Origin of the sequence: Mesobacillus maritimus (assembly GCF_044803185.1) — a bacterium.
GTDB classification, from domain to species: domain Bacteria; phylum Bacillota; class Bacilli; order Bacillales; family Cytobacillaceae; genus Mesobacillus_B; species Mesobacillus_B maritimus_B.
Genome location: NZ_CP085225.1, coordinates 2,836,721 through 2,855,070, shown reverse-complemented (window position 1 = coordinate 2,855,070; position 18,350 = coordinate 2,836,721). Strand labels below are relative to the sequence as shown.

Genomic DNA, 18,350 nt, shown 5'->3' with positions numbered 1-18,350 from the left:
AGCAGCATTAGTTGCGATTATTGGAGGGTTTCTAGTTAGTAGAGTAGTGATACTACGTCAAGAAAATAGACACAGATTTTTCTACCGCGCTTTCGCTTGGTGACCTTCATAAAAAAGTTTAAATAAAGGACAGTTTAAACTTTTTTATAAAGGTAAAATCAGGCTGCGGAATTCCCATACATTTGCTCAAATTCATTGGGTGTATAGTAGCCCAAAGTCGAATGGATCCGCTTGGAGTTGTAAAAGAACTCGATGTATTCAAACAATGATTTCTTCGCTTCTGCCCTAGTTTTATACTTGGTCTGATACACTAGTTCGCGTTTAAGGATGCCGTGAAAAGACTCAATACAAGCGTTGTCATAACAGTTTCCTTTTCGGCTCATGCTTCCTATCATATTGTACTTTTTTACTAGTTTCTGATATTCGGAGGAGGCATATTGTACTCCTCGGTCTGAGTGATGAATAACGCCTTTTCCCGGCCTTTGACGCTTGTAAGCCATCTTTAAAGCAGAGATAACCAATTCCTTTGTCATGGTTCTGTCCATGGCCCAACCTACTATTTTACGAGAATATAAGTCCATTACGGTTGCCAAATACAACCAGCCCTCGTTGGTCGGAATATAAGTGATATCCGTTACCCAAAATTGGTTTGGTTTATTTGCTATAAACTGACGATTTAAAACGTTTTCACACACTGGATGTTGATGCTTCGAATTGTTGTAGCCTTGTATTTCTTGACGGTACAAGACTTCCATTGGTTCTTCGTCATTATGCGAGAAACCGTTCGCTCACTAACCTTCACGCCCCGTTTATTTAGGGTTTTAGAAATTTTTACACTGCCGTAACGTTGCTTAAATTCTAAATGGGTCTGAAGAATCTTTTGTGATAATTTCTCGTGTTGCTTCTGCCTATCACTTTTCGGTCGGTTTAACCATTTGAAGTAACCACTTTTGGAAACTCCCAGAATGCTGCACATCTTCTCCACTCGGAATTGGGAGCGATTTTCATGAATGAATTCATATTTTACCGAGGGCTTTTTGCGAAGTAGTGCATCGCCTTTTTTAGGATTTCATTTTCCTCTTTTAGATCACGAATTTCTTTCTGAAGTGCTCTTAATTCAGCCCCTTCTGAAGAGAAAGATTGTACAGCCTTAATCTCTGGCTGTTGGCCATATTTCTTCACCCACCCATGTAAAGTATTTGTATTCACACCCACTTCTCTAGCCACTTGAGCTATAGACTTATGATTTTCGCTGATATACTTTACCGTTTCAATTTTAAAAGCTTCATCGTATCGTTTGCCATTACCTCTTGCCATCAGACACACCTCGTTATTGTTGATATATTTATTATAACAATCTGTGTCTACTTTTTAGTCTAGCATCATACCCATAATTGAAGAATTTTTAGTGTCACAGGTAGAAAAACATAATGATCCAAACTTTTCAGAGGTATCATCAAATAATTTGTATTCCAGTAACTATGGTGCTCTAATTAAGCACTTTGAGAAGAATTTTATTTCAAATAAACTTTCCGAAATCGCTTTTTATTTAACACAAGATAAGCAAAATCAAATTGATTTTTTGTTTAAATTATTTCCTCTACTTTCTACTAATGCAAAAAGCCATATACTTGATTTTAAAAAAGTTGTAAACATACATGACTTAATGAACGGAATTAGGATAGGCTTAATTGAAGGTTTTAGTTTAGAGCATGAAGAATTAATTATTGAATATCTGGAGAAACAAAAGTTAGATTATTTTGTTCAAAAGGAAAAGGGAATACAATCTTTTACTTCTAACAACTATATGAGTACCTTTGGTGTTTGGTATTTTTTAAAAGAAATAAATAATTCAAAAATGAAAGGTTTTATCGGAATAAATGATGAGTATGATTTTTTTGTGGATCCAGAGAATTTTGATTATCAAAAGTTTATACCATCTTCGCTAAAAAATTACAATGATAAATTACTTAGTGAAATCGCTGGCAATAAACATTTGAATCATCATGTAATTGAAGTACTAAAAGAGAGAATTAAAAACACAAATGATAAGAGGTATTTGGAGATTCTAATGAATCATTTTATCTAAAACCTCATTTGTAAATCTTTACTAAAGGTGAATTCCGCTGCTCCAGAAAATTTGCTATGGTTTGTCTACAGTTAGCACTTAACACACGTAGAGTGTGGAAACATTACAGAAGTTATTATGTATCCGATTCCTGAATGTAAGAGATTTGGGTTCCCATTCAATGAACTGCAATTGCCTTAAATCTAACCGTACAGTAAATGTTAAAACTGTACGGTTTTTATTATTCTCCCTTAAAGACACAGGACAACTTTTTATGAAATAAGAAAAAAATCTGTACTGCACTGCATTAAACTCTCAAGAAAAATTCCTTTCCCTCCATCCACCTATCTAGTTTATAATATAAGGATGTCGAATTTTGTTTTATTAGGATATTATCTATAACATTTATGCAACAGCAAGTAGGTGAGTAAAATAAACGTAATTGAAACCCGGGTTCGCGGCTTTATCGCCGACATCCAACACCCAAAACAAAAAAAGAAGATTAATATAAATGATCTAGAACTGCAGCTACGCAGGCTTCTGGATGATTATTTTGATATGGACGGATATTCGTTGTTTTATCAAGCCATTCAGACCTTACAAGAGGAAGGTCAGCTGGCTCCACTTAAAAACAATCAATACAATGGTAGAACGCCGGCTCTGTCTTTGTATTACTGGGTCAATATCAAAGTTCAGGACACGAAATGGGATCGTCTTGAGATGATGAAATTGAGTGATCGGTTTGATTTTACATACTATGAAAATCATCCGGAGTGGCAGACGGAAGCGGAATTGAGTCGAATCAAGAATTTATATACGTTTCTGCAATCTAGTCAGATACGGGAGATTGTCTCGTTAGAAGAAAGAAGTCTGGAGCTTTTTGGTCATGAAAAGTTTTTACTAGACAGCGATCAATTCCCTGAAGGCAAAGGCTTTTTAACTCGAATTGGCGTAAACGAAGAACAGCTGAAAGTCGTGAACTACGGGGAGCCGTTTGTGTTTTGGATGAAGCAGGGGAAAGAGATTAAGGATGTTCAGCGTGTGCTGATTGTTGAGAATCTATCATTCTTTCATACTGCGATTCAATTATTGGAAAGCAACCAACTTGATTATGAACCGGAACTGATTATTTATGGGGAAGGGACGAAGATTGAGCGGAGTTTTTCGTTTTTCTTTCGGATGTTTCCGCCGAAAAACTATCTTTTCTATTATGCAGGAGACTTGGATGCCGCTGGATACGGGATTCTCATCCGCTTGATGGAAAAGTATCCGGATTGCTATATTGAGCCAGCCTTGAAAATTTACCGTAAAATGCTTGAATTCATCGATCAAAAGAATGACCAGAAAACCGGTCAAACACAAAACCTCAAGTACCGTGATGAATTCTTTCACTATTTTACAGAAGAAGAACAAGTACTTTTAATGCAATTATGGGAAGAAAATAAGCGCATCCCGCAAGAAGTATTAACCATTGAAACATGGAGGAGGTGGACACATGAATGAGTCATGGGAAGGATTTGCCCAGCGGATGCAGCGATTAAATCCCTTGTTCGAGCTTGGGAGAGGCATGGAAGTGGGCGAGATGAAACCCTATCTCCAAACGATTCTCATGCAGGTGCTGCTGACGATTTTTTATAAAGAATTGAATGATGATGATGGTCGGAGAAAGTCTGATATCCGCTATATGGTCGAAGATGCGGTGAAGCAAATGAAGCTGTTAACGGAAGATAAGCAAATTGATCGGATTACCAGCGGGCTTCTGTATCAGGGAAAAGAAGAATATAGTAAGCCGTTTGAGACCCTTTATTACGATGAAATTAGACAATCATGGGAAACGCAAACGTTTCGCTATGTCACCATGGATGAATCGTATACAAACCTAGAATTAGGTGGCTCGATTATTTACAAGCTCACCGATGTCGCTCAGGAAATGATTTTTATGAGCCGGGAAATGGCTGAAGAATTCTCGATTACGATTGAACAGCTTTATAGCATGCAGTTGATTAAAAATGGGAATTTCCGCAAAGCAACGCGAAACCTCGATCACCTCATTTCACGCGTGAACCGCTTATTGGCAAAAGAATTCACCTTTCAAAAGGAAATGGTTAATAATCCGAAAATCTTAATTATAGAAGAAGAATGGCAACGAGCCGACAGTCGTGAAGAAATTGAAAAGCAATTTGATGAGGAGAAAACTCATTTCCGGACGATTACAACCATGATTGAAAAAACAATCCGGACAAATGACGAAGAAGATTCGATTCAAAAAGAATTAACTCTTCTCAAAGAAAAAATCGGCCATACAAGACAGTTGCATGACCGGCTTGCGAAACTTGTGATTCAAAACATTTCCTATGAGATGAAATTAAAAGTGGAAAACCCTTCATTGTTCTGGGAGACGAGCCTTGTTTCGTTTAAAGAGCATTTTTATGAAAACTGGTTCATGAAAGAAGGCGTGGAAAGTTTCGACACGATTGAGCGTGTGTTGGGACCGATCTTTTCACCAAAGAACGAATTTATCTTGCCGCTTGATTGGATCTGGGGAGAACAAGAATACGATGAAACTCAGGAAACCGATGTGGTCGTTGAGGAAGAAACGGAAGAAAACACGACTCGTCAACGTGTGACTGACTGGAATTCGGTCATCAAAGCCTGGAGTTATGTGTTTCAGTTTTTACAAACGTATGGAGAGTTTTCGTTAGCCGATTTAGCGACTATGCCATTAGAAGTCCAGGACCTATGGTTTGAAGAATCAGAAACAATAGATTTATGGATGATGTTTGATCGAAAGCCGCTTAAGGTGCAGGTGTTGCATCGACAGGAAGAAACGATCAACGATGAGCGCGAAATCTTGCTTTATAAACTGATGCAGGAATATCCGCAATTTCAAGTGTTTGAAGGCTCGAAGATTTTTACAAAATTTGATCATCGTGCAAAGCCCTTCGTCTGGCATCGCATGAAAATCACCCCATTTAAAATTTGTGTAGAGGAGGAGAAAGCATGAGTGCTGAAACCATCAAAAAAGCGTCTGCTGTCTACTTTACGCTTTTAAAAGAGAAAGTCATCGATGAAAATAGTGAGCACTTCCAGACGTATTTCGACCCGGAAGTCAGACAGACGGTTCTGTTATTAGCAGATGAATCAGGTACATATATCATCGAATCAGCGAAACGAATTCAATTAGTCGTCCAGCCAACCGGCTCCGTGTTTGCGACGAATTTTACTCATATGAAAGATAAACACAAGCAAATTGAAACGAAAAAACACTTTCATCTGATTAGTGTTGTGATCATGTCGTTTTTAGCAAGCATCGACCGCAACCAGGCTGCGAAAATACGTTCGCAACGGGAAGGAATTAGCTTTTACGCATTGGAACGGCAAGTGAACGAGCTCATCATGAATTGGGATACTATGCTGAAAATGAACCCTTCTTTTGGTGAAGCGGAGAAAATCGATATGAAGGAAGTCGTAACCACGTGGAAGTACATGGAAGTGGACACCGATGACTTTGGCGTCAAAAAAGCGAATCGCCGTACGAGAATTGGGTTGATTACGACAGCGATGCGCTTGTTAGAGACCGAGGGATTGATCGTTGTGCTTGACCGTGACGAGATTCCAAAAGGGATTCCAAAGCAAGAGCTTTTTGAGCGGATTGAATACTTATACCATGATTATGACCGGTACGAAATGTTTAAGAAATTAGTCACAACTGAGGAGGAAGAGCATGCCGAAAATCAATCGAATTAGAATTGTTGGCCTCAAGTATGATGGCATGCAAAAGCAATACAAAGACACAACTTTTAACTTCCATAATGAGACAACTTCAACCAATGGGTTAATCTCAATGATGAATGGCGGCGGAAAAGGAGTATTTTTGCAAACCATCTTCCAAATCCTTAAGCCAGGAACATCGTGGGGAAAACAAAATAACCGTTATTATCAGCAGTTCTTTTTTAATCATAAAGAGCAGTTTATTCCTTATACCTTTCATGTGGTGATTCAGTGGGAATTGGACGGTGCCGACCATAGGCATCTCATCACTGGAGGAATGTTCTCAGCCGAGCAGCGGATTTCGATGAGTGAGGAAAGTGAAACTGAAAAGAAAACCTTGGAACAAGAAGCGAAAATTCTTCCGAACATTACTTTTTACACAAGAGAATTTGAGCGCCAAGAAGAGGCAGGCCTAGAGCATATCCCCCTCTTTGAAAATGAAGAAACTGCTGATATCGACGGCTTGAAGGACTATTTAAAATGGAATGGCTATGACGTTTACCGTGACATGAAAAAGCATTATCGCATCCTTGATACGTATGGAATTGACCGAAAAGACTGGGATATTTTAAAGGACATCAATAAGGATGAAGGTGGCGTTGGCAAATACTTTGAAGGTGCGGAAGATGATCATTCGTTGTTCCAAAAACGAATCATCCCGACGGTTAGCAAAGTGTTGCATCGAACTGAGCATCAAAAGAACGATCTTGTGGAGATTTTTAAAAGTCAGGCAAGTATTGCAAAGGACCTGCCTGTGCTGTTAAAACGGGAGCAAGCTCATAAAGAGTTTTTAGAAGACATTGTTCCGTTTGAAGACCATTTAGTAACTGGGATTCAGCATAAAGAAGTCGTCGATGAAAGCATCAAGGTTGGACGACAATTGCTTGGGGCGCTAGAGCATTTGCTGCAAGCGGAACGAGAAACGCTGGTTACGCTAGAGAAAGACCTTGAGAAATTAATGGTGAAGCAAGACGATTTACGCTTTCAAAAAGACAACTTAGAATACGCCAAGGCTCACAGAGAGGTCCGCGATTGGGAGAAAAAGTTAGGTGAAGAACAGAAGAAGCATGAAGCATTACAAGAGGTTGTGCAAGCAAAACAGGACCGTAAAGACGAGCTCGCGTTTCTAGTTTTATTAAAAGAGTGGAGTGAAAACGAGCAAAGCATTCGTGCCCTATCGCAACAGATTGCGAAGTTGGAGCAAAATAGTGGCTTAGAGCAAGTAAACCAACGCATGGAAGAAATCAAAGCAGAAGCAGCAAAGCAATGGGAAGAATCCTCATTAGCCATAAAAGAAGCGATTAAGCAGTATTTTGGCTATCAAAAGTTTTTAAAGAAAAAAGCAACCGAGCTGTCGAAACAGGATAAACAAAAGACAACGGAGATTGCTAAGCTTAAAACCGAGATTGATTTTCTCTACACGCAAATCCATACCTTTGAATCGAAGGAAGCAACGCTCATCAAGGAATTTGGTGACCGTTTAACTTATGATTTAAAAGGCTTTATTGAGAACCTTTCGAAACAAATTGAGGATAAAGAGAAGCAGTTAACCGACTTGCAAGCGAAAGAGAAGGCTTCGAATGAAAAGCAAAATGAATTGGCTACCCAACATGGGACACTTGTGCAATCGGTTGAGTTCTCGGAAGAAAAATGCGAGGAATTGAAGGAAGCCAATGAGCAGCAAAAGCAAAAAGAAGTGAAACTAGTTGATAAGCTTCATGGTTTACTAGCTGAAGTGACCGCACCTTTAACCAATGCACTGTTATCGAAATATAGTCTACAAATCGAGGACCTTCTTGCTGAGAATCGTCAACAAGCGGAAGAATTGAAGAAAGAGCTTTGGGAAACCCAGCTTGATCATTCGTTAAATGATGAGCCATTTTGGGTTGCCAATAAAGACGTCAAAGAATTGAAGGAATGGATCGATGAAAAAACGGGCATCGATGTCTTTTATGGAACGCAATTCCTTCAGTCGCTAAGTCCAGAAGAGATGGCGAAATCGCTTATGACGTATCCGCTTCTGCCATTTGGTTTAGTCGTAAGCGGACAGCAATGGCAAAAAATCAATCAGCAGGTTCTTACAGGGAGAATGTATAAGAGTCCAGTTCCGATTTTTATGCGTGAGGAAATGAACGGGGAAAAGCAAGAGTCCGCATTTGTGATGGTCAATGGAACCGAACATGAGCTTTTATCCGATAAAAATCAGTTTACCAACTGGAAAATCCAGATTGCGAAAGAACTAGATGAAAAGAAAGAAACACTGGTAGAGATTGAGAAAACAGAAGCGTCTTTGCGTGGGATTTTAAAGGAGATCGATCGATTTTTAGCTAATGACCTTTCGAGTGAAATTGAAAGGACGCTTGGTCAAGAACAAAATGCACTCGCCGCGAAGAAGACAAAGTTACAGGAAATCACAACGCAACAAGAGAAAGAAAAGGAATTACAGCTTCAGCTTAAAGAGCAACGAAAAAAGGCGAAGCAAAAGGTCGAAAAGCTGACAAAAGATGTGGAAACCTTAACTGCGTTTGAAGGTGAGAAAGAGCTGCATCAAGAAAATAAACGTGTCAAGCAAGAGAAAGAGAAACAACAAGAAGCATTGGTCAAGCAGCAGGAGGAACTTGGTAGCGAGTATGAAAGTGTCGTGAACCGACAAAACGAGTGGAATCAAACATATGTAGAATGGAAGCTCACTACTGAACAAAGTATTAAGCAGATCGCGTTCTTTATTGAAGAAGCGGCGTTCCCTGTTGAGGAAAAAGCGGAAGCGACTGAAGAAGTACCTCGTTTATCTTCTCATGTTTTAGAAGAAATCAATGGAAGCATTGATGAGCTGAAACAACTCCATAAATCAAAAGAAGAGCAGGCGAGCGAATTAATCAAGATTCAAGCAACAAAAGATTCGGAACAAAAGCAGCAAAAGAAACTTGAGAAAAAACTGAAGGCGATTAATGAGGAATGGAAAGATGCTGCTGAGCCAGATGAGCCGATTAGCATTCTAGAAAATATGCTGCAAACTGCAAGTAAGGAAGTTAAGGCAGCGGAGAAAGAAGAACGTGAGCAAGGAACAGCGGTAACCGTTGCTGAAACATCTCTAAAGCATTCGACCGAACAGCGTGAAAAGGCAGGGAAGAAAGTTGCCAAGCACGAGAAGCAGCCGGAAGAATGGGAAGAGCATGATTTAGAGGTCAAAGAAGTTGAAATCAAAGACCAAACAAAGCTCACCAAAAAAGACATCAAGGACACAGAGAAGCAGCAAAAAGAGACAGAAACAAATATCACCAATTATGAAGGTGATTTGTTTACGTTATCGGTTGTTCTAAAAGAGGACGCAGCTAGCTTTACCGATGAGGATGTAGAAAAAATTAAGGCTCAAGGAAAGAAATGCATCTTAGCCTGGTGTGATGATCATCAAAACATCCAAGAAGAAGGCAAAGAGAAGCATGCGAAAATCGAACAGTCACTACGTAATCTTAAGCTTGCGATTGAAGGCAAGGATTGGGAGATTCGGTTTAAAAATGAAGTCTTAACCACACTGGACCATATGGATACAAGACATTATCACCATATTCAAAGTGTCGTGAAAAACATGAAGCGTTTTTCACAAAGTGGTTTGGAGCAATTAGAACGCGATAAAGAAAGAGCAGAAAAGGCACAAAGCTTCTGGGCAAGCCGTGCGAGCATGAAAGTGATGGGTATTTCTGAATCGATTCGCTCGATGATTAGCAAAATGAAGCTGAAGAATGAACGAGGTTCGTTCCCACTTGTTCAGCTAAAAGAAGACATTTTACCGAAAAAAGCGGAAGAAATTGAGCCCCTTCTAAAACAGCATTTCGTGTCAGCAATCAACAAAATCACGAAGCAATTTGATCGAATCGATGATGGGAATCGTGAATTAGATCAGGAAATCAAACAACTGATTAGCGATGAGCAAATTCTATTTGTTTCGCTTCGAAACCGATACCCTGAACTTCTCGTTTATAACATGCGAACAGATAATGCCTTTATGTACGGAAAACCGCAACGTGAGCATTATTCAACCTGGCAGACGATTAACCAAGGTTCGAAGACAAAATCAGACGGTAGTGGCGGACAAAAACTATCCGCTCGTATGGTCATGATGATGATGCTATTATCCGTTAAGGGTGAAACCGACCAAAGTTGGGTTCCACTAGTCGTTGATAATCCATTCGGACAAGCCGCATCGGCGCACGTACTTGACCCAATCTTCGCGGTAGCTGAGAAACTGAAATTCCAATTCATCGTCGTGACGCCGCCTGAACTGGTGAAAACCGAAATCAGTCAACGCTTTGATGCGTATTATAAATTGGACTTTATTCGTGAAAAAGGGAAAGAAATTGTTTCGGATACGATTGTTCCCGCGTTTCGGATTTATCAAGGGGAAGAAGTTGTTACTCAATAAAGTGTTAAATAGGGAAAATCCCACTTTCTATTTTGGAAAGTGGGATTTTTCTTTGGTGATGGTTTATTTGACTGGGACAGTGAACCTGTCCCTAGAGCCCCTTCGGCCTACCCTAATAATAATAATATGACAACCTTTGTATAAAATCAAAAAACCGGGTCAAAGTTATTGAACGACCCAGTTTATATAAAAATCCCAAATTATTTAACCTCGAACTGTCCCATCATCCCGGCATCTTCATGTTCAAGTATATGGCAATGATACATAAAGATCCCTTTATGGTTAAAGGTAGCAATGACTCGAACGGTTTCATCTGGATAAATCAGAATGGTATCCTTCCAGCCAGTCTCGTTAGCGGGTGGGGGATTTCCGTTTCGATCTAAAATTTGAAATTGGACACCATGCGCATGGAATGGATGTGCCATGCCACCCATCATTCCGCCCATTCCGGAGTTCTCGTTCGAGATTTCCCATATTTCGGTGTCATGAACATTTAAATGCTCATCAATTCGATCCATTGCCATTTGCTTCCCGTTAATATTGACATTGGGTCCCATCCCTTGCATAACAAATTCTCTTGTCCTGACGGCGCTTGACGGGTCAATTTTTTGGATATCTGTTAATTTTTCAGGGATGTTGAATGTTTCTTTCGCTTCGGTTGATACGACAAACTCCATTAGTTTTGCTCCAGTAACCTGGTCTGTTAAAGTAATCCTTTCACCTAGTTGATAATCTGAAAAATCAACAATGATTTCCGCTCGCTCAGCTGAACTTAAAACAATATTTGACATCTCAACAGGTTTTTCAAGGAAGCCGCCATCACTAGCAATTTGAACAAAACCTTGACTATTGCTCAAGCTGAACTGATAAATTCTAGCATTTGAACCGTTTAATAAACGAAGACGCACCTTTCCTTTAGGTACTTCTAAATAGGGATTTATGGCTCCATTTACTAGAACTGTATTTCCTTGAAGTCCCATCATGACATCGTGCATGCTTAAATCGTACTCGACTTTCCCATTAGAACTCAAATTTTTATCTTGAATCACTAATGGGAAATCGTTTACTCCATACTCTTTTGGAATAGGCATGTTTTCCGATACTTCATCATCGATATAAAATAAACCGGCAAGACCTTTGTATACTTGTTCTCCCGTTTTATGAAGGAGGTGAGGATGATACCAAAGGGTTGCAGCTGGCTGGTTTATCGTAAAATTTGGCTCCCACGTTTCACCTGGAAGAATTCCTGTATGTGGTCCACCATCTCGTTCTCCATCCACTTCAAGGCCATGCCAATGGACAGTGGTTGCTTCAGCGAGTTCATTTTTTACTTTGACGGTGACCTTTTCGTTTTTCTTAACTCGAATAACAGGTCCGAGGTAACTTCCGTTATACCCTAGTGTATCTGTTACTTGCCCAGGTAAAAATTCACTTGTTGAACTCTGTGCAGTCAGGTGAAATTCAGCTTCATCTGGATTTGGATTCTTATCCTCTAGCAGTGGGGGAATCGGTAAAGGTTTTTCACTTGGCGTGATCGCCTCCGATTCATTTTCAGTATGGTTTATAGGATCCATTCCCATGTTACTTATAAATAAAGTTAGGCTAACGACAGTGATAGCTACTAAAGCTAGCGCTAGACCTATTCCTTTTCTCATCATTCTTCCTCTCTCCCTTTAAATGTAGAAAGTGGCTAATTATTCGTATAGCGACCTTCCATAATTCGTGCGAACCTAGATACCTATATAGGTATTTAGATCGACATAGCTAACCTCAAAGCTTATTTAATTCCAATCTACCTTAAAAATATGCATTTTTAATGGATTTCCACCATTTCGTATTACTTTATAGGAAAAATTTTTGTATGCATCATTTTGCGCTCTATATATGATCGTCATCTTATCCGTAGTTTTCATTGCATTGTCGAACAAAACATTAAACAAGTTCAAGGCTATTATTTTGGAAAGCCTCAGTCCAGTCCGGTGAGGTTTTTTAGGAATCGCACAAATAATTAGATGAAATCCACCCTTACTCTCTTCACAAGGCCTTCCTGACAGGACCGCCAAGCAGCGCAAGAGTTTATTTCGCAGAAGAATGTCCAATATGGTGAAGTCCATCTTGTTAAAGATCCGAACAGGGAAAAGGCCCTGATTGATTTAACTGGAACAAGAATTTCTTATTGAATGACCCGTTTTTTTTCATCATAAATAAAAATAGCCTGTAGGAAGTAGGAGACCGTCCCCTAGTGACAAAAGCACGAAAAATGACTAGAATAATAGAAAGACTAGGACATCAGGACTGATCGAATATGAGGTGGATCATGAAATTAAATAAACTTCCAATGTCACTAGAAACCAAGATCATTGGCTCAAATATTTTAAACGCGTTATTTATTATTTTAATATTCACAACCATTTCGATTGTCATTGAATATAGGCAAGTAGAAAAACAAATGGGCAATCAAGCTCTGCAGTTGGCGATTGCGGTTTCATCAATGCCATCTGTTAGGCATGCATTTGAGGAACAAGACCCATCTCAAACGTTACAACCCATCATGGAGAATATTAGAAAGCAGACGGGCGCAGAATTCATCGTCATAGGAAATACGGATGGAGTTCGATATGCCCATCCCGACCCCAAAAAAATTGGCTTACATATGGTTGGTGGAGATAACACCAGGGCGTTACAGGGACAATTTTATGTTTCTAAAGCACAGGGTTCGCTCGGTATGTCGATTAGAGGGAAAGGCCCTATTATAAACGAGGACGGTAGGATCATTGGGGTTGTCTCTGTAGGATATTTAAAATCAGATTTAAAGGAAAATGCCATCAAACGTTGGGGAGAAATAGGGATTATTGCGTTTTTTGTTGTGGTCATTGGCGTGTTTGCAAGTTATTTCCTTGCTAGAAATATCCGTAAGACCACTTTAGGATTAGAGCCACATGAAGTGACTTCATTATTTTTAGAAAGGAATGCAATTCTTTACTCCATAAAGGAAGGAATCATCTCAGTAGATAAACATGGTTATATAACGATGATTAACCAATCCGCTAAAAATCTGTTAAATGTGGAGGAGGATGTTGTTCATAAAAAAATTGAAACCATTCTTCCCAATACCGAGGTATACAAAGTATTAGAAACAGGAAGTCCAGACCGCGACCATGAAATCACATTAAGTAACAAAAGTATCATTTTAAATCAAACTCCTATTATTGAAAATGACCAGGTGATTGGAGCCGTTTCAACCTTTCGAGATAAGACAGAGATTAATAAGATGCTAGAAACCCTGTCTGAAGTACGAAGATATTCGGAGGATTTACGAGCGCAGACCCATGAATTTTCAAACAAATTATATGTCCTTTCCGGTTTATTACAACTGGGGAAGTATGATGAAGCGATTGAGATGATTCAAGCGGAATCTTCCGCACATGAGAGTCAAAATAAGATTATTTTTGAGCAAATCCATGATCCTAAAATTCAGGCCTTACTCCTAGGGAAACTAGGAAAGGCTTCAGAGAAAAAAATTCAGTTTATCATAGATGATAATTGTAGCATCAATGAACTTCCAAGCCATTTATCCTTTGCGGATATCACGTCTATTATCGGAAACCTAATTGATAATGCATTTGATGCAATTGAAGGAAAAAAAGAGGGCAGGGTGACTTTCTTTGCGATTGATGTTGGAGACGATCTGATTATTGAAGTAGATGATAACGGTCATGGAGTTTCAGAACAGGAAACAGATAAGATCTTTGAAATCGGTTACTCCACGAAGGAAGGAAAGGATCGAGGTTATGGTTTAGCCATTGTGAACCAGGTTGTAAATAATCTGAATGGCTCTATTGAAGTGCAGTCTAAAAGTGGGGATGGGACCATTATATCCATCTATCTGCCAAAAACAATCTAGGTATATAGCATTTTATAGAGAGGGGATTGGATATGATAAATGTAGCGATTGCAGAGGACGATTTTCGCGTTGCTTCGATTCATGAGCAATTTTTAGAAAAATTGGGTGGATTCAAGGTTGTTGGGAAAGCGCTAAATGCCCGAGAAACGTTTCGTCTTCTAGAAAACGAAATGGTAGATGTTTTGTTACTAGATAACTACCTACCGGACCAAAGTGGGACTTTACTTCTTCCTGAGCTAAGGAGGAATCACCCTAAACTTGATATTATTTTCATTACGGCATCCACAGAAGGGGCTGTGGTAGAATCGTCGATTCGGAATGGGGTTCTAGATTATATCGTTAAACCAGTTACGTTTAATCGGTTCAAACTGGCTTTAAATAAGGTAGTAAATCGGAGGCAATTGTTTGAATCAAATGATGAGTTCAATCAATCTGCAATTGATCAGATTTTTGCTAGTAGTCCAACGAAATCGAACTCAGTTTTACTCCCAAAGGGGATTGACCCTTTGACACTTTCAAAAGTGGAAGAAACGTTAGAATCCCTTGAGCATGGGATAAATGCAGAGGATTTAAGTGAGTATTTAGGTGCCTCCAGAACGACCGCAAGAAGGTATCTAGAGTATTTAATTTCAGTTGGAAAGGCAAAAGCGGAGCTCGAGTATGGGATTGTAGGCAGACCAGAGCGGAAATATTATTTAATTTGACTTAATGGCTATATTAAGTAAATTGGTGCACTTAACTAAAAAAGTTGCTGGAACAGAAGGGACGCCCACGGAGGCTAACACCTGTAGCGGAAAGCAATAAATGAGTTTAACTGGAAGAAGGCAACGTAACAGAAGCATCCTCTTTAACCTAGAGGGTGTTTTTTTTGGCTTTGTATTTAGATAGGCTGGTTTGTGTCAAAGTTGTGAACAAAATGAACAAAATAAACAGAAAGTTTTCTATAGTATTTAAATTGTAAACGGTTACATTTTCGTAATTTTCATTTATTTTGAATATATGGACAAGTGATAAGTAAACAAAGGGGGAAACAAAATGAAAAAAAGATTTGGCATTGCTTCAATATTAATGCTCCTTTTAGCAGTTGGATGCTCAAGCCAGTCATCTAGTGGAGGAGAGACAAACGAAAACGGAGAATGGACACCAACCCAACCAATTGAAATTACAGCACCTGCAGGTCCGGGTGGCGGATGGGATACAACAGCACGTATGGTATCACAGGTATTTGAACAGGAAAAAATCATTGACCAACGCTTACCAGTAGTAAATAAAGCTGGTGGAGGAGGAGCCATTGGTTGGGCTTATATCGCTGGTAAAAAGGAAAGTCCATATCATTTATTTGTTGCTTCACCACCATTAGTATTGGTTCCATTGAATGGTCAGTCTGAATATAGCCACGAAGACTTTACGCCACTTGCTAATGTGATTGCTGATTACGGTGCATTCGTGGTCAAAGCGGATGCAAAATGGAATAACTTAAACGAGTTATTTGAAGACATGAAAAAGGATCCAGCTAGTGTGAGTGTCATTGGTACTTCATCTCCTGGAAGCATGGACCATATGCAATTTGTAAAGATTGCGAAAGCAGCAGGTGTAGATGTAACAAAGATTAAGTATATTTCCGATCCAGATGCAGGCGGATTAACAGCTGTTCTAAACGGAAGTGTAGATGTTTATACAACTGGAGTAGCTGAAACAATTGAACAAGTTAAAGCAGGCAAAATAAAAGTCCTTGGGATTACTTCCGAAGAGAGATTAGAAGGAGAGGTTTTAGAAGACTTCCCAACAGCTAAGGAACAAGGAATTGATGAAACGTTCGTAAACTGGAGAGGTTTCTTTGGCCCTGCCGATATGGATTCTGCTGCCGTAAAATACTATGAAGAAAAGTTTCAAGAGTTAAGTGAGTCACCAGCATGGGACGAAATCCGCAAAAAATATGGCTGGGGAGAGCTTTATATGAATAGTGAAGAGTATGCTGAATTCTTAAATCAAGAAGCTGAAAGCATGAAAGCGCTCCTTGATGAATTAGGGCTAGCTCGATAGGTTCTATTGAAATATAAGCAGAAACGAAAGATAGAACAATAACATGTTCTATCTTTCATTCTATTAATAAGAGGTGAAATAAAATGCTGAAAAGGATCAATCAAAAAATTGCTCTTATACTAGCAGTTATAGCAGGAATTTATCTGTTTTTAAGCTATAACTTACCGAAATACCCAAACGCAATCATCGATGCCGATGTAGTTCCAATTGGTCTTGGTTATCTTTTATTGTTTTTAGCTATACTTTTATTTCTTGATAAAACCGTTGAATCAGAGGCAGAAAAGCAAAAAAGAAAAATTTCTAAGAAGAATCTATTGGTGTTAGGTGCTGTATTTGGTTTTATTTTAATCTATATTTCCTTTCTTGAAATATTAGGGTTTTTACTCATGACATCCATATTTATTTTTGGTTGTTCCTTATTCCTAGGTTATAAAAAGCATATCACTAATGGAATTGTTTCCATTGTTTTCTCTTTTGCAATCTATGCTCTATTTAATTATTTACTAAGAATCAATCTACCATCAGGAATTATTCCATTTTAATAGGGAGGGAAGAGAATGGAAGCATTTCAAGGATTAATGTCGGGATTTCAGGTCGCATTTAGCTTGCAAGGAATCCTGTTTATATTTATAGGTGTATTTGTTGGTACTTTTATTGGGATGATGCCTGGTTTAGGTCCGATTAGTGCCATTGCGATTATGATACCCATTACCTACACCATGGATCCAACCGTTGCTTTAGTAATGATGGCAGGTGTTTATTATGGGGCTATATTTGGTGGCTCTAGTTCTTCAATTCTTCTAAATGCCCCTGGTGTAGCTGGAACAGTTGCGACGGCATTTGATGGCTATCCGATGGCGCAGCAAGGGAAAGCAGGAAAAGCGCTAGCCATCGCGGCAATCGCTTCGTTCACAGGCGGTACAGTCAGTGTTATTCTATTAATGCTCTTTACTCCTGTCTTATCGGCAGTGGCCGTTTCATTTGGACCAGCTGAATACTTCGCATTAATGTTTATGGGTCTAACGGCCATTTCAAGTTTATCGGACGGTTCAACAATAAAAGCATTTATCTCGGCGACGCTAGGATTTATTGTTGTAACAATCGGGATTGATAGCCAAACAGGAACGAGTAGGTTTACGTTTGGGAATGCTAACTTGCTAGAGGGAATTGACTTTTTAGTGATTGCACTTGGTTTATTTGCTTTAGCTGAAGTTTGCACGCTCATTTTGAATCGAAAAGACGATAGCATGAATAATAATAAGGATTTAGGTAGTTTACGTTTAACTAGGCAGGATATGAAGGAAATGAGCGGGCCGATGACTAGACAGTCCTTTTTAGGATTTATCATTGGTGTCTTGCCGGGCGCTGGGGCCACGATTGCCTCTTTTATCGCTTATATCACGGAAAAGAAACTAGCCAAAAATCCAGAAGAGTTTGGGAAGGGCTCCATAAAAGGATTAGCTGCTCCTGAAACTGCGAATAATGCAGCGACTAGCGGAGCCTTTGTACCACTGCTTAGTTTAGGGATTCCGGGTTCAGGAACGACCGCTGTCTTATTAGGTGCTTTCTTGGTTTTAGGTGTCCAGCCAGGTCCATTATTAATTCAAGACCGACCAGAAATTTTCTGGGGAATCATTGCCAGTATGTATGTCGGCAATATCTTTTTATTAATTTTAAACTTACCGTTAATTCCATATATCGCAAAAGTGTTAAGAATCCCAAGACCTTTACTAATCTCACTGGTCATCATCTTTAGTTTAATTGGGGTTTATGCGATTAGTTTTAACATATTGGATTTGTATCTATTGGTCGCATTTGGAATCCTCGGGTTTCTAATGAGAATGTTTTCATTTCCTCCAGCCCCGTTCATCCTTGCATTTATCCTTGGAGGAATGATGGAACAAGCATTGCGACAAACATTAACCATTTCCAATGGAAGTTTTGGTATCTTCTTAGATAAACCGATTGCATTAACTCTTATTATCATAAGTGCGATTACTCTTTTAATACCTCTGTTCACCAAAAAGGGAAAAGTAAAAGTGGATAAGGGAATCGACAAGAATGCATAGTTCGGGCATTATACCGGCGTTTCGGATTTATCAGGGAGAGGAAGTCGCTGTTACGAAATAAGAATCTACCTATAA

11 protein-coding genes and 1 pseudogene are annotated in these 18,350 nt (G+C 39.2%); 10 read left to right on the top strand and 2 right to left on the bottom strand.

Annotated features, from left to right (window positions below; all coding sequences use genetic code 11):
• Nucleotides 1–158: 158 nt before the first annotated feature.
• Nucleotides 159–1,317: pseudogene (locus tag LG336_RS13740) on the bottom strand (IS3 family transposase).
• A 91-nt stretch (nucleotides 1,318–1,408) separates the two neighbouring features.
• Here LG336_RS13740 and LG336_RS13735 point away from each other — a divergent pair.
• The 5 genes from LG336_RS13735 (at nucleotide 1,409) to LG336_RS13715 (ending at nucleotide 10,259) form a co-directional block, all read left to right on the top strand.
• On the top strand, nucleotides 1,409–2,089 hold the full coding sequence (locus LG336_RS13735; protein ID WP_404328081.1) for a hypothetical protein: 681 nt from the start codon (nucleotides 1,409–1,411) through the stop codon (nucleotides 2,087–2,089).
• A 402-nt stretch (nucleotides 2,090–2,491) separates the two neighbouring features.
• Entirely contained in the window at nucleotides 2,492–3,571 is a 1,080-nt protein-coding gene (locus LG336_RS13730) for a Wadjet anti-phage system protein JetD domain-containing protein (protein ID WP_404328080.1), read from the top strand.
• On the top strand, nucleotides 3,564–5,072 hold the full coding sequence (locus LG336_RS13725) for a hypothetical protein (RefSeq protein WP_404333058.1): 1,509 nt from the start codon (nucleotides 3,564–3,566) through the stop codon (nucleotides 5,070–5,072). Before LG336_RS13730 ends, LG336_RS13725 begins: the two co-directional genes overlap by 8 nt.
• Nucleotides 5,069–5,815: a DUF6063 family protein gene (locus LG336_RS13720; RefSeq protein ID WP_404333057.1), complete on the top strand. Its 747-nt coding sequence runs from the start codon at nucleotides 5,069–5,071 to the stop codon at nucleotides 5,813–5,815. Before LG336_RS13725 ends, LG336_RS13720 begins: the two co-directional genes overlap by 4 nt.
• A complete protein-coding gene (locus LG336_RS13715; protein WP_404333056.1) occupies nucleotides 5,793–10,259 on the top strand; it encodes a hypothetical protein in 4,467 nt (1,488 codons plus the stop codon). Before LG336_RS13720 ends, LG336_RS13715 begins: the two co-directional genes overlap by 23 nt.
• Nucleotides 10,260–10,459: 200 nt before the next feature.
• On the opposite strand, the gene LG336_RS13710 is transcribed toward LG336_RS13715, so the two are convergent.
• Nucleotides 10,460–11,914 (bottom strand): multicopper oxidase family protein, encoded by a 1,455-nt coding sequence (locus tag LG336_RS13710; protein WP_404333161.1) that lies wholly within the window; start codon nucleotides 11,912–11,914, stop codon nucleotides 10,460–10,462.
• A gap of 662 nt (nucleotides 11,915–12,576) precedes the next feature.
• On the opposite strand from LG336_RS13710, the gene LG336_RS13705 reads away from it, so the two are divergent.
• From LG336_RS13705 to LG336_RS13685, 5 genes are all read left to right on the top strand, one after another.
• Nucleotides 12,577–14,163, top strand: coding sequence for an ATP-binding protein (locus tag LG336_RS13705; protein ID WP_404333055.1), 1,587 nt, complete (start codon nucleotides 12,577–12,579; stop codon nucleotides 14,161–14,163).
• A gap of 32 nt (nucleotides 14,164–14,195) precedes the next feature.
• Nucleotides 14,196–14,867 (top strand): response regulator, encoded by a 672-nt coding sequence (locus LG336_RS13700; protein WP_404333054.1) that lies wholly within the window; start codon nucleotides 14,196–14,198, stop codon nucleotides 14,865–14,867.
• A gap of 331 nt (nucleotides 14,868–15,198) precedes the next feature.
• Complete coding sequence (locus LG336_RS13695) at nucleotides 15,199–16,206, top strand: tripartite tricarboxylate transporter substrate binding protein (protein ID WP_404333053.1); 1,008 nt, start codon at nucleotides 15,199–15,201, stop codon at nucleotides 16,204–16,206.
• An 83-nt stretch (nucleotides 16,207–16,289) separates the two neighbouring features.
• Entirely contained in the window at nucleotides 16,290–16,748 is a 459-nt protein-coding gene (locus LG336_RS13690) for a tripartite tricarboxylate transporter TctB family protein (protein ID WP_404333052.1), read from the top strand.
• Between the two features lie 15 nt (nucleotides 16,749–16,763).
• The gene (locus LG336_RS13685) at nucleotides 16,764–18,275 is read left to right on the top strand and encodes a tripartite tricarboxylate transporter permease (RefSeq protein ID WP_404333051.1); all 1,512 of its coding nucleotides are present in this window, start codon (nucleotides 16,764–16,766) and stop codon (nucleotides 18,273–18,275) included.
• Nucleotides 18,276–18,350 lie beyond the last annotated feature (75 nt).

Excerpts from the sequence above, each read along its gene's own strand:
- LG336_RS13725 (WP_404333058.1), top strand. The coding sequence starts at position 3,564 with ATGAATGAGTCATGGGAAGGATTTGCCCAGCGGATGCAGCGATTAAAT.
- LG336_RS13720 (WP_404333057.1), top strand. The coding sequence starts at position 5,069 with ATGAGTGCTGAAACCATCAAAAAAGCGTCTGCTGTCTACTTTACGCTT.
- LG336_RS13715 (WP_404333056.1), top strand. The coding sequence starts at position 5,793 with ATGCCGAAAATCAATCGAATTAGAATTGTTGGCCTCAAGTATGATGGC.
- LG336_RS13710 (WP_404333161.1), bottom strand. The coding sequence starts at position 11,914 with ATGAGAAAAGGAATAGGTCTAGCGCTAGCTTTAGTAGCTATCACTGTC.
- LG336_RS13705 (WP_404333055.1), top strand. The coding sequence starts at position 12,577 with ATGAAATTAAATAAACTTCCAATGTCACTAGAAACCAAGATCATTGGC.
- LG336_RS13700 (WP_404333054.1), top strand. The coding sequence starts at position 14,196 with ATGATAAATGTAGCGATTGCAGAGGACGATTTTCGCGTTGCTTCGATT.
- LG336_RS13695 (WP_404333053.1), top strand. The coding sequence starts at position 15,199 with ATGAAAAAAAGATTTGGCATTGCTTCAATATTAATGCTCCTTTTAGCA.
- LG336_RS13690 (WP_404333052.1), top strand. The coding sequence starts at position 16,290 with ATGCTGAAAAGGATCAATCAAAAAATTGCTCTTATACTAGCAGTTATA.
- LG336_RS13685 (WP_404333051.1), top strand. The coding sequence starts at position 16,764 with ATGGAAGCATTTCAAGGATTAATGTCGGGATTTCAGGTCGCATTTAGC.